We start from the raw sequence: 11,736 nt of genomic DNA, 5'->3' as shown, positions 1-11,736 counted from the left end.
TCAAGAATGGGTGTAATGCAGCAGCGTCCACTCATCGACGTGGACACGGTCCTGCCGGTGAACAACGAGCGTGGTGGCGGGATGTTCGATGATGGCCGGACCGATCACCTCATGGCCGGGCTGCAGTAGGTCCATCTCGTAGAGATTGGCCTTGTGCCAGCGTCCCCCGATATAGGCCTCGCGCGCGCCCTTGTGCGCTGCTGCCGGGGCCGACTTGCCGAGCCGGCGCTTCAAGAGCACCGGCTTGACCTTGTCGGCGGTGGCGATCAATCCGAGCTCGGTGATGGTGAAGCCGGCTTCGCCATAGCGCGAAACGCGATGGTTGACCTTGGCGTAGACCGCCTCGAACTCGTCGATGACCCTACGCATGTCGTCAGCCGAATTGACCTCGGCAAGAGGTGCCATGACCTCGACATCCTCGAGCTGGCCGGTGTAGCGCATCATCAGGAACGGCACGGTCTTGATCTTGTCTCTGATATGGCCGTCGCTGATCATCTCGTCGACCGCCGCCTTGGTGAGATCATTCCAGACGTCGGTGACCTTCTTGCCGAAAGCGAGCAGCTCGTCATCGCTTGCGCGGGCGCCGATGTCGTGCTGCGTCGAGACCGAATGCCGACGCATGAAATCGGCGGTGGTGCAGCCGAAGGCCGAGAAGGCGGCGGCAAACTGGAAGGTGATGATGTCCTTGAAGCCGATGCCCCTGGAGCAGCCGGCCAGATGCAGCGGACCCGAGCCGCCATAGGACAGCAGCGTGAATTCCGAGGGATGGATGCCCTGGCCGGAGATGACCCGGCGCAGCGCGTTGTTGGCATCGTCTTCCAGCATGTCGATCATGCCTTCGGCAGCCTCCTCGACACCGACGCCAAGGATGCTGGAGCATTTTTCCTCAAACGCTTTGCGCGCCTTCTCGACCTGCAAGACGACCTTGCCGCCGAGGAAATAATACGGGTTGAGGCGGCCTAGTATGGCGTCGCAATCGGCGATGGTGGGTTCAGTGCCGCCCTTGGCGAAGCAGATGGGGCCGGGGTCGGAGCCGGCGCTTTCCGGCCCGAGCGAGACTTTCTTGGTCAGCGGGTCGACCTTGAGGATCATGCCGGCGCCGGCGCCGATCGTGTCGAGATGCAGCGTCGGCACGTTGAGCTTGAAACGGTCCATCAGCGGCTCGTTCTCGATCCGCGTCTGGCCGCGCGAGATGACGCCCATGTCGAAGGAGGTGCCGCCCATGTCCGAGCAGATCAGGGAGTCGTTGCCGATGAGCTTGCCGACATAGGCCGCGCCGAGAATACCGCCGATCGGGCCGGAAATCATGGTTTCGTGCAGGCGCGGATGGTTGATTGAGGTCAGGCCGCCAAAGGACAGCAGCGTCTGCACGCCGTATTTGAAGCCGTATTTTTTCGAAACGTCCTCGATACCCCTAAGCTGCTTGCGGCCGCGCGACGTCGCGTAGGCTTCGATCAGCACCGAGTTCAGCCGCGACTGTTCGCGGATGACCGGGCGGACCTCGTGGCTGGTGTAGATGAGGATGTCGGCGCCGGCTTTCAGCACCTCCTCGCGGCATATCTCGGCGATGCGCTTTTCGTGCACCGGATTGACGTGCGAGAAGATGGTCATGATGCAGATCGCCTCGACCTTGTCGGCAATCAGCTTCCTGGCCGCAATCGCGACTTCATGCTCGTAGAGCGGCAGCACGATGTCGCCGAACTGGTCGATGCGCTCGGTGACGCCATGGGTGCGACGACGCGGCACCAGCGGATCGGGATGATGGTGGGTCACCGCATGCAGCCGGTCGGCATAGGAATAGTCGGCCCAGGCCTGCAGGCCGCGACCCATCAGGATCATGTCTTCCAGACCCTTGGTGGTGATCAGGCCAAGCCGGCGCCCGGTGCGCGACAACAGTGTGTTGAGCATGCCGGTGCCGGAATAGAGCACGACGTTGACGCCGGAGAACAGCTGCTCCAGCGAGATGCCCCAGGCGTCGGCCGCGTCTTCGGCCGATGCGAGGAAGCCTTCGGCCTCGTTCTTCGGCGTGGTTGCCGACTTGCCGATCTTGAAGTGGCCGTCCTGGTCGACAAGGATCGTGTCGGTCATGGTGCCGCCGGCGTCGATGCCGATGACGATTGGATTGCCGACGATGGGGCTGGTGAGGTTGGGTTGGGTCACGGTCGCCTCAGGATTGCTGTAGGATGGCTCAAGCTAGATTCCTTGGGCGGCCTTGCGCCATATGCCAAAAGACACAATGTCCGCCGGACCGGGATCGCCGAGAAAAGGGCATGCGCATGGGCAATATCTGGGGGCCGCTCGCCAGGGCGATTGCCGCCACCGGTACGGACAGGCATGTCGACTGCCTGATTGACCTGATCGGCGCCGACATCGAGCACGATCTCGTCACCGTGACCCGATATTCGGCGACGCAGACGCCGGAATTCATCAAGCACCGGCGCTTCTCCGACGAGATGGTCCGGCGCTATCTCGACAATTACTACGTCTTCGACCCGTTCTATGCTTCGTGGCGGCGTGAGCAGAGGCTGGGCATCCTGCCGCTGAAGCGGCTTGCCGATGACGAGGCCAAGCGCGGCCAGTACATAGCCGGCTTCCTGGCGCAGTCGGAAATCTGCGATGAGGTCGGCATCATGCTGGCCGATGGCGGCGACTGGTGCCTCGGCATCTTCCTCGACCGCTCGACCTCCACCTTCAAGGAGAGCGAGATCGCCCTGCTGGACGAGCGGCTGCCGGTGTTCGAGGCCTTGCATGCGCTCGACATCAAGGCGCGCGGCACCGAGTTCTCCCGCACATCGGCGCCGACCGGCCCCGGCGCCTCGCCCCGGCAGGAGCCGACCATCCCGGCGAGCCTGTGGCCGGAGCTGTCGCTGCGCGAGCGGGAATTGGTGCAGTTGATCCTGGCGGGACATCCGACCGCCAACATCGCGGAACGGCTCGGCATCGCCGTCGGCACGGTGAAGAACCACCGCCGCCGCATCTACGAGAAGCTCGACATAACCACCGAACGGGAGCTGTTTTTGCAGTTCTTCCAGCATCGGGCAGACGGTTAGTCCGCCATCGATATGGCCGTCAGTCGTGCAATTGCCTGGAAATCGGCGGGCCGACAGTAAAGCCGGAGAATGTTACCTCAAACCCTTCGCGCTGCGGCGAGCAGCACATCATGCCGACATCGACGGATTTGGAGATCGGAAATAAGCCAGCCGCACCGGCTTCCACTTGCCATCGGTGGTATCAAGATATTGGATGCGGATCGCCTCGGCATGGCGGGTCAGCCGGATGCGCACGCCGTCGGGGCCGGTGGGAATGCTGAGCAGCGACCAGTCCGAGGTGTCGTTGGTGACCACAACCGAAAAGTAAGCCAGCCCGTCGGTGTATTCGATGCCGGCCTTGATCCAGTGCGTTTCACTCAGCCGCAGCATCAGCCCGGCCTGGTCGTAGAGCACCTTGTAGTCGCCCTTGACGGTGACTTCGGCGCTGAAGTCACCCTCAACCGGGCGATAGAGGAAATGGCCATTGTCACGCCAGAAGCCGTAAAAGGTTTCGCGCCAGAAGTCGGTTTCCCCGCCGGTGCGCACATGCACGATGCCATTACCGAAAGCATGGTGCGGCGGCGGGTTGAGCCAGGTCAGTTCCTCTTTCGCCGCCGTCATCGGTTCCCCCGCGATCAGCCGGCAAATGTATAGGCCGTCTTTACCGTGGTGTAGAACTCCGCGGCATAGCGGCCCTGCTCGCGCGGGCCGTAGCTCGAGCCCTTGCGACCACCGAACGGGACGTGGAAATCGACGCCCGCCGTCGGCAGATTGACCATCACCATGCCGGCTTCGGAGTTGCGCCGGAAATGCGTGGCATGCTTGAGGCTCGAGGTGCAGATGCCGGACGTCAGGCCGAAGGGGGTGTCATTGGCAACCGCCAGCGCCTCGTCATAATCCTTGACACGGATGACATTGGCGACCGGCCCGAAGATTTCTTCGCGCGAAATGCGCATGGCGTTGGTGCTCTCGGTGAACAGTGCCGGCCTGAGGTAGAAGCCGGGCGTTTCGCGATCGAGCCGCTCGCCGCCGAAAGCGAGGTTGGCGCCTTCCTTGCTGCCGATGGCGATGTAATCCTCGTCCTGCTTGAGCTGGCTCGCATCGACGACCGGTCCTATCTGGGTCTTGGTGTCGAGCGCATCGCCGATGACGAGCTTTTCCAGGCGCTCCTTGAGCGCGGCAACGAAGCGGTCGTGAATGCCTTCGGTCACCACCAGGCGAGAAGAGGCCGTGCAACGCTGGCCGGTCGAGAAGTAGGCGCCGTTGATGGCGCATTCGACCGCCGTGGCGAGGTCGGCGTCATCAAGCACGACCATCGGGTTCTTGCCGCCCATTTCGAGCTGGAACTTGCGCATATGCTCGACGCTTGCGGCGGCGACGCGTTTGCCGGTGCCGACCGAGCCGGTGAAGGTGATGGCGTTGAGGTCGGGGCTGTCAAGCATGGCCTGGCCGACCACCGAGCCCTTGCCCATGACCAAATTGAGCACGCCTTTCGGCAGGCCGGCGCGGTGCAGGATGTCGACGATGGTCCAGGCGCTCTCCGGCACCAATTCGGCCGGCTTGAAGACGATGGTGTTGCCGTGGGCCAACGCCGGCGCGATCTTCCAGGTGGGGATGGCGATCGGGAAATTCCACGGGGTGATGATGCCTACCACGCCGACGGCTTCGCGGGTGATCTCGACGCCGACGCCCGGGCGCACGCTGGGCACCAATTCACCCGACAGGCGCAGCGTCTCGCCGGCGAAGAAGTCGAAGATCTGGGCGGCGCGGATGGTCTCGCCAATGCCCTCGGCCAGCGTCTTGCCCTCTTCGCGCGACAGCGCGCGGCCGATCTCGTCCTTGCGCGCCATGATCTCGTCCGACGCCTTTTTCAGCACGGCGTGGCGCACCAGCGGCGCCGAACGCGACCAGGCCGGGAAGGCGGCTTTGGCCGCCGCGATGGCCTGCTTTGCCTGCTCGGCGCCGGCCGAGGCATATTCGCCAACGACATCGCCCGTGTTCGAGGGATTGATGTTGCGCGAGCCGGCCTCGCCCACCCACTCGCCATCGATCAGATTTTTACGAAACAGGCTCATGTCGCGGTTTCCTTGTATTGGTTCGCTGGCGGTGCCGTATGCCTGAATCATTTATCAGACAAATGACGACACTGTGAGGGCTGAAATCTAGCTGCGGACTGGATAGCCGATGGCGCGCGGCTATGAAAGCCGCGACCTCAAGATGGACAATATGAAGCGGCCCTGTCAGGTCGGAAAAGTCCAGAACAGGCAAGCCAGCGTCGCCGCGGCGAAGATGACGAAGAACAAGCTCCTGAGCAGGATGTTGCGGCGCAGCCCGTTCATGGTGAAATGGCTGCCAACGATGGCCGCGGCGAACAGGAAACGCCAGTTCAGGAGCGCCCACAGCACGCTGCTCTGGCCGAAAGCCCAGCGGGCGACGAGACAGCCGACAATTGTGGCGAACAGGGCAATCACCGCCCAGAACAGCGCATCCGCAGCATGGGTCAAGACGATGCCGGCGGCGCGGATCGGCAGGATCATCATCAGCATGGCGCCGAAAAAATAGACGGCGGCGAGTGGCAGGAACGACCCGGCATCGGCGATGCCGTCCAGCCGCCTCACCCCGATCGCGCCATAGGGATAGCCGTGCCTGGCGACCGCCAGGCTGAGCGCCATGAGCAATGCGGTGAGCACCGCGACCAATGCGAATGTAATGAGGGCCTTGCTCATGCCGTTCCTTGCTTTGAGGCCCTGTCAGAGCCGAATCACGAGGAACGATTTTAGCGCACGGTCCGCGATTGCGCGTCAGCTTTGCTGAGCGTTCCGCTCTTCACCGGTCGCTGTTTTCGAAGGCCCCCATGCCTTGCGCGATCAGATTGGTTGCCATGACAAGCGAAACGATGGCTGCGGAGTTGAAGATCACCACCCACCATTTGCCGCCGGTCAGGAAGCCGTAGCCGTCGGCGACCGCCAGTCCCCAATCGGCTGAGGGAGGCTGGATGCCGAGGCCGAGGAAGCTCAGCGTGGCGATCGAAAAGAAGGCGTAGCCAAGCCTTGTGACCAGCTCGATGAGGATGGTTTCCCTGACATTGGGCAGGATCTCGAGGAACATGATGGCAAGAGCGCTCTCGCCGCCGAGACGAGCGGCGCTGACATAGTCGCGTTCGCGCTGCTCGCGCACGGCGGCACGCACCGTCCGTGCCACCAGCGGGGCATAGGCGATGCCGATCACAAGGATGACGGTGAGGTTCGATGGCCCAAGCGCGACCAGCGCCATGGTGACGAGGACGATGAAGGGAAAGGCCATCAGCGTGTCGAGCAGCCTGGCGCCGATGGCGTCGATCAGCCCGTCGAAATAGCCGAGCACGAGGCCAAGCACGCTGCCGGCGGCAACGCCGAGCAGTGTTGCTGCCGGCGCGACCAGCAGGATGTCACGCGAGCCGACGACGATGCGCGACAGCACGTCGCGGCCAAGTTGGTCGGTGCCGAACCAGTGCGCGGCATCAGGCGGCGCCAGCATGACGAGGAAATCCTCGGCATAGGGATCGTAGGGCACAAACAGGCTGCCTAACACGGCGCAGCCGACCCAGAACAGCAGGATCAGCGATCCAACGATCACCGAGGGCGGCAGCTGCGAAACAGTCTCGCGGATGCGACTTGCTGCCCGCCAGCCCAGCGTACGGCGCTCCGGCAATTCCATCAGTTCCATCATGGCGAAACACGGCGGCGCTGCCGCGGATCGAGCAAGGCATTCACGAGATCGCCTGCCGCGGCCGACAGCACGAAGATGGTCGCCATGACCAGCACGCCGGCTTCGAGCATCGGGAAGTCACGCGACTTGGCGGCGTTGAGCACCAGATTGCCGAGACCCTGTATGCCGAACAGCGCTTCGATCACCACCAGCCCGCCAAGCATGTAACCGGTCTGGGTCGCGAGCACGGCGATGGTCGGGGTCAGCGCATTGCGCAGCACGTGCCGGACGAGAATTTCGCGCCGCTCGAGGCCTTTCAGGACGGCGGTGCGCGTATAGTCGGCGGCCAGCGCCTCGATCACGCCGGCCCGCGTCATGCGGGCGATGTAGCCGGCGAGGTTCAGCACCAGCGGCAGCGCCGGCAGGATCAGATAATAGCCACTGACCCACAGCCCGGCGCCATCGGGAGCAGCGCCGGTGATCGGGAACCAGTTCAGCCACAGGCCGAAGACGATGAGCAACAGCAGGCCGGAGACGAAGTCCGGGACGATGCCGAAGGACACGCCGGCGAGTACGATCAGGCGGTCGATAAAGCGGCCCTGGTTGAGACCGGCGACGATGCCGGCGCCGATGCCCAGCGGCAGCAGAAAGACGAGGATAATTCCGGCAAGGGCCGCCGAGCGCTTGAGGCTTTCCAGAACGAAGGGCGCCACCGGTAAACGCAGCGACAGGGAGGTGCCGAAGTCGCCTGACAGCACGCTGCTGAACCAGTGCCAGTATTGCACGAGCACCGGCTGGTCGGCGCCGAGCTGCCTGTTCAGCGCCGCGACGGCCTCGGCATCGGCGAACGGCCCGAGCATGAGGCGGCCGACATCGCCGGGCAGAACCTGCCCGGCGAAGAACACCAGCATGCTGACCAGCCACAGCGTGAGCAGAAGCGAGGCTGCCCGCACCGACACAGTGCGGCCGGTCAGCATCGGATTCCGGTGCCCGGAGTGGCTGGACGTCTCGCAATCATGCCTGGGCGAACGTCACGCGGTCGAGCAGCAGATGCGAGATTGCCGTGAAGCGGACGCCCTCGACCTTCGATGAGACGATCCGGCTGTATTGCGAGAAGTAGCTGATGATCAGCGGCGTCTCGTCAAGCAGCAAGGTCTGGATCTTGCCCGCCGCAAGGCGTTGCGCCTGAAGGTCGCGGGCCTTGCCGTATTCGAGCAGCAACCCGTCATAGGCCGGGTTGTTGAAATGCGCGGCGTTCCAGGCGCCCGAGCTCTTCAGCGTGGCATTGAGGAAGATGTCGGGCGTGCCGCGATGTCCGAAATCGGTAATGCCGAGATTGGAATCGAGCCATGGCGACGAGCCGAACTTCGCCGAGCCATAATAGGCGTCCTGCGGCAGCACGTTGAGCTTGATGTCGATGCCGGCCTTCTTGGCAAAATTCTGGATCAGCACGGCATAATCGGGAATGTCATAGGCGCGCTCGGTGGTCAGCGTCACCGGGAAGCCGTTCGGCACGCCGGCTTCGCCAAGCAGGCGCTTGGCCTCGGCGATGTCCTGCTTGCGCTGCGGCACCGACGGATCGGCCGAGGGGAAGATCGGCGCGAACGGGGTGTCGTTGCCGACGATGGCGCGGCCCTTGAGCAAGCCCTTGACCACCGCCTCGCGGTCGATGGTGAGCGCCAAGGCGCGGCGAATGCGCTTGTCGGTGAACGGCGCCTGGTCGGTCCGCAGATGCACCTCGTCATGCGAACTTGCCTGCACGCTGAGCAGCTTGAAGTTGGGATTGCCCTCGATCGCCAATTCCAGCCGGGTCGTGCTCGGGATGACGTCGAGCTGGCCGGCCTGCAGCGCCAGCACCTGCGCCTGCTCGTCGTCGAAGAACTTGATTTCGACGCGGTCGGGCAGCGCCTTGTCGCCCCAATAGTCAGGGTTGCGCACGAAGCTGGCGCCCTGCTTGGGGCGGAAGGATTCGAGCTTGAACGGGCCGGTGCCGTTGAAATTCTTTTCGAAATCGCCGGCATAGTCGGCCGGCAGTATTACGGCGTTGTAGACGTCGGAGGAGACATAGAAGGGGAAGTTGCTGTTGGGGCCGTCGAGATCAAAGGCGACTGTCTGGTCGTCGACGACCTTGGCGCCGCCCTTGGACAGGATGCCCTTATAGGCAGACAAAGCGGACGAACCGCTGGCCGGATCGACCAGCCGCTCGAAGCTCGCCACCACATCCTTGGCGGTGACGGTGCGGCCGTCGTGGAATTTCACGCCCGGCCGCAATTTGAAGGTCCAGCGGCTGGCGGTCTCGTCGGCCTCCCACGACAGAGCGAGCTTGGGCTGCAGACCGTCCTTGGGATCGTCGAGGATGAGATATTCGCCGACCTGGCTGATGACGCCGATGCTGGCCGGATCGGTGATGGAGACGGGATCGATCGCCTTGGTCGGCTGTCCGAGCCCAACGCGGACCGTGCCGCCGGCGCCGGCAGCGCGCGCCGTGCCGAAACCAGCAAGTCCCTGCGAGGCGGCAAAGCCGGTGAGGCCGATCAAGGCTGCGTATTTCAGCAGATCGCGGCGCTTGAGGAAGCCGGCCTGGTGCTCATCGACGGCGACGTTCCAGATGTCGCCGGACATATTGCGAAGCGTATCGATGTCGTTGCGTTTGGTCATTTTGAAACCCCTGTCTGAAATGACTGTTGAATGGCTTAAGCGACTGGTTCGCCGTCGAGATGGATGCGGTCGACGGCTTGCGGGTAAAAGGCGATGAGGCCCCTGATCTTGGGCATTTCGGCAATGGGATCGCGGTAGCTCCAGGCGACATCGGGGCTTACCGAGCCGTCGGCGCGCCGGCCCGACCAGTAGGAGGCGATGCCTTTGTAGGGACAGCGCGTCGTGCTGTCCGAAGCGATCAGCCGGTCGAGCCTGACATCGTCCGGGTGCAGGTAGAAACGCGTCGGCAGATGCGTTTCGAACAGAAGCACCGGGCGATGGCTGTCGGCGATCAGTTCGCCGTCGAACCAGATCTGGACGTGACTTGAACTCTGCAGCACATCGATGCGTGCGTATGGATCGCGGGCGTGGACGAAGACCTCTTCTTCCTCCTCGAACCATTGGTCGACCGCCTTCCAGGTGAAGGCGATACGCCCGGCCAACGGCGACAGATTTTCATCCGGCGGCGCGACAAGCGACCAGGCCGCGTTGGGCGAAGCTTTTTCTCCCGTCTCCAGGTTCCAATAGGTGGTTTCGCCGCCGACTGGATGCGGCTGGCTATGCTCGGACGGCTTTAAGAGCGAGCGGTCCACCGAGGAGGCCGGGAAGAAATAGATCGGCAGAAAATGGTTGGAGCGCAGCACCAGGACGCTGCGGCTGTCGGCGATGGTGCGGCCGGCGAATTTGACCCGAATGCGCTTGGGGCTGTGCAGAACATTGATGAGCTGCGGAGCCGTGGCTTCGCGGGGCTGAAGTTTTGGCGCTGCGGTCATATCAGTTGCCCCAAGTCAGGATACGGCGCGCACATTGTCGCGCTGTTCGGCGAAGCGGTTGGCCGGCCGAGCCAGGCCGAAACGGTCACGCAGCGTCCCCGGCGCATATTCGGTGGGGAATACGCCGCGGCGCTGCAGTTCCGGCACGACCTGCTCGGCAAAATTCACCCAATCCTCCGGGAGCAGCGGGAACATCAGGTTGAAGCCGTCGGCGGCACCTGCCTCGAACCAGTCCTGCAGCTGATCGGCGATCTGGTTCGGTGTGCCGACGACGGTCGGCACCGAACCGCTGTTGGCGAGCTTGCGAGCGATCTCGCGCAGAGTGAGGTTCTGCTTCGACCATTCCTTGACGCGATTGAGCGAGGTGCGGCCGCCATTGAAGGTGCTCTCGTCCGGCAGCGGCGGCAGCGGGCCGTCCGGCGGATATACGGAGAGATCGACGCCGCTCCAGCTCGAGAGAAGGTCGATGCCGACCCGATCGGGAAGCAAGCTCTGCAGATACTCCTGCCGCTCGCGTCCCTCCGCTTCGGAAGCTGCGACGATCGGCAGGATGCCCGGCAGGATCTTGAAGCTCTCGGGCTTGCGGCCGTAACGGGCGAGGCGCTCGTTGATGTCCTGCCTATATTTGATGCCGTCTTCCTTGGTGCTGTAGATGGCAAAGTGCGCATCGGCATGCGCGGTAGCGAAATTCTTGCCGTCTTCGGACGAGCCGGCCTGGACGATCAGCGGATGGCCCTGCGGCGGGCGCGAGACATTGAGCGGTCCGCGCACCTTGAAGTGCGGGCCCTTGTGGTTGATCGCATGGACCTTGTCGGGATCGGCGAAATAGCCCGATGCCTTGTCGATAAGCAGGGCTTCGTCTTCCCAGCTGTCCCACAGTGCCTTGACGATATCGAGGAATTCGGTGGCGCGCTCATAGCGAAAGGCGTGCTCGATATTGCCGTCGCGGCCGAAATTGCGGGCCTCCTCGTCCATGGCCGACGTCACCACATTCCAAGACGCCCTGCCCTTGCTGATATGGTCGAGCGAGGCAAACATGCGGGCGACATTGTAGGGCTCGCTGTAGGAGCTCGAGGCGGTGGTGATGAGGCCGATATGCCTGGTCACGCCGGCAAGCGCCGACAACAGCGTCAGCGGTTCCAGGCGGGCATTGGCGTAATGGGCTACGCCGCTCTGTACGGAATCCCAGATCGCGACATGGTCGGCGACGAAGATCGTATCGATCCTGGCGCGCTCGGCAGACTGGACGAGATCGCGGTAGAAGTCGAAGTCGAGCACTTCGCGGCCCGGCGCGCGCGGATGGCGCCACGACATGCGATGATCGCCCTGCGGATTGAAGAAAAACGCGCTGAGGATCATGTGGTCGCGTGCCATGCCGGTCTCCTTGCAGAACTGCTTCAGGCGACCGTCGCGATGCCTCGACCGGCTGCGACAATCTCTCCTGAGCGGTGAAAGGTAGATTGCGCTCCAGCTTAATTCGAGTAATTTTATAGAGATTGTGCGGCGCGAAAGCGGAAGCGATTGCCCTCGAAGACCGCGCCGAAAGAAAG

The 11,736-nt window shown here is 63.4% G+C and carries 9 protein-coding genes and 1 pseudogene; 1 reads left to right on the top strand and 9 read right to left on the bottom strand.

The features are described 5' to 3' along the window. Positions 1–2,160 (bottom strand): hydantoinase/oxoprolinase family protein, encoded by a 2,160-nt coding sequence (locus NKK52_RS27765; RefSeq protein ID WP_023684244.1) that lies wholly within the window; start codon positions 2,158–2,160, stop codon positions 1–3. A 110-nt stretch (positions 2,161–2,270) separates the two neighbouring features. On the opposite strand from NKK52_RS27765, the gene NKK52_RS27760 reads away from it, so the two are divergent. Next, the gene (locus NKK52_RS27760) at positions 2,271–3,050 is read left to right on the top strand and encodes a helix-turn-helix transcriptional regulator (protein ID WP_023684245.1); all 780 of its coding nucleotides are present in this window, start codon (positions 2,271–2,273) and stop codon (positions 3,048–3,050) included. A gap of 19 nt (positions 3,051–3,069) precedes the next feature. Here NKK52_RS27760 and NKK52_RS27755 read toward each other — a convergent pair. The 8 genes and pseudogenes from NKK52_RS27755 to NKK52_RS27720 all read right to left on the bottom strand — a co-directional run bounded on the left by NKK52_RS27755 (position 3,070) and on the right by NKK52_RS27720 (position 11,560). Next, positions 3,070–3,650, bottom strand: a pseudogene (locus NKK52_RS27755) (DUF1349 domain-containing protein). Between the two features lie 14 nt (positions 3,651–3,664). Beyond that, positions 3,665–5,104 (bottom strand): aldehyde dehydrogenase family protein, encoded by a 1,440-nt coding sequence (locus tag NKK52_RS27750; RefSeq protein WP_023684246.1) that lies wholly within the window; start codon positions 5,102–5,104, stop codon positions 3,665–3,667. Between the two features lie 165 nt (positions 5,105–5,269). Further along, positions 5,270–5,755, bottom strand: a complete 486-nt coding sequence (locus NKK52_RS27745) for a hypothetical protein (RefSeq protein ID WP_023684247.1) — start codon at positions 5,753–5,755, stop codon at positions 5,270–5,272. Between the two features lie 100 nt (positions 5,756–5,855). After that, positions 5,856–6,737, bottom strand: a complete 882-nt coding sequence (locus NKK52_RS27740; RefSeq protein WP_023684248.1) for an ABC transporter permease — start codon at positions 6,735–6,737, stop codon at positions 5,856–5,858. Then, positions 6,734–7,693, bottom strand: coding sequence for an ABC transporter permease (locus NKK52_RS27735; protein ID WP_031204151.1), 960 nt, complete (start codon positions 7,691–7,693; stop codon positions 6,734–6,736). The genes NKK52_RS27740 and NKK52_RS27735 overlap by 4 nt, the downstream gene beginning before the upstream one ends. 37 nt (positions 7,694–7,730) lie before the next feature. After that, positions 7,731–9,374, bottom strand: coding sequence for an ABC transporter substrate-binding protein (locus tag NKK52_RS27730; RefSeq protein WP_023684250.1), 1,644 nt, complete (start codon positions 9,372–9,374; stop codon positions 7,731–7,733). Positions 9,375–9,409: 35 nt separating this feature from the next. Further along, a complete protein-coding gene (locus NKK52_RS27725; RefSeq protein ID WP_023684251.1) occupies positions 9,410–10,186 on the bottom strand; it encodes a DUF427 domain-containing protein in 777 nt (258 codons plus the stop codon). A 15-nt stretch (positions 10,187–10,201) separates the two neighbouring features. Beyond that, positions 10,202–11,560 (bottom strand): LLM class flavin-dependent oxidoreductase, encoded by a 1,359-nt coding sequence (locus NKK52_RS27720; protein WP_023668832.1) that lies wholly within the window; start codon positions 11,558–11,560, stop codon positions 10,202–10,204. Positions 11,561–11,736: the final 176 nt, after the last annotated feature.

Origin of the sequence: Mesorhizobium sp. C277A (genome assembly GCF_040324395.1) — a bacterium.
In the GTDB taxonomy this organism is placed as follows: domain Bacteria; phylum Pseudomonadota; class Alphaproteobacteria; order Rhizobiales; family Rhizobiaceae; genus Mesorhizobium.
This window is presented reverse-complemented; position numbering and strand designations above follow the sequence as displayed.

Excerpts from the sequence above, each read along its gene's own strand:
- NKK52_RS27760 (WP_023684245.1), top strand. The coding sequence starts at position 2,271 with ATGCGCATGGGCAATATCTGGGGGCCGCTCGCCAGGGCGATTGCCGCC.
- NKK52_RS27750 (WP_023684246.1), bottom strand. The coding sequence starts at position 5,104 with ATGAGCCTGTTTCGTAAAAATCTGATCGATGGCGAGTGGGTGGGCGAG.
- NKK52_RS27745 (WP_023684247.1), bottom strand. The coding sequence starts at position 5,755 with ATGAGCAAGGCCCTCATTACATTCGCATTGGTCGCGGTGCTCACCGCA.
- NKK52_RS27740 (WP_023684248.1), bottom strand. The coding sequence starts at position 6,737 with ATGATGGAACTGATGGAATTGCCGGAGCGCCGTACGCTGGGCTGGCGG.
- NKK52_RS27735 (WP_031204151.1), bottom strand. The coding sequence starts at position 7,693 with ATGCTGACCGGCCGCACTGTGTCGGTGCGGGCAGCCTCGCTTCTGCTC.
- NKK52_RS27730 (WP_023684250.1), bottom strand. The coding sequence starts at position 9,374 with ATGACCAAACGCAACGACATCGATACGCTTCGCAATATGTCCGGCGAC.
- NKK52_RS27725 (WP_023684251.1), bottom strand. The coding sequence starts at position 10,186 with ATGACCGCAGCGCCAAAACTTCAGCCCCGCGAAGCCACGGCTCCGCAG.
- NKK52_RS27720 (WP_023668832.1), bottom strand. The coding sequence starts at position 11,560 with ATGGCACGCGACCACATGATCCTCAGCGCGTTTTTCTTCAATCCGCAG.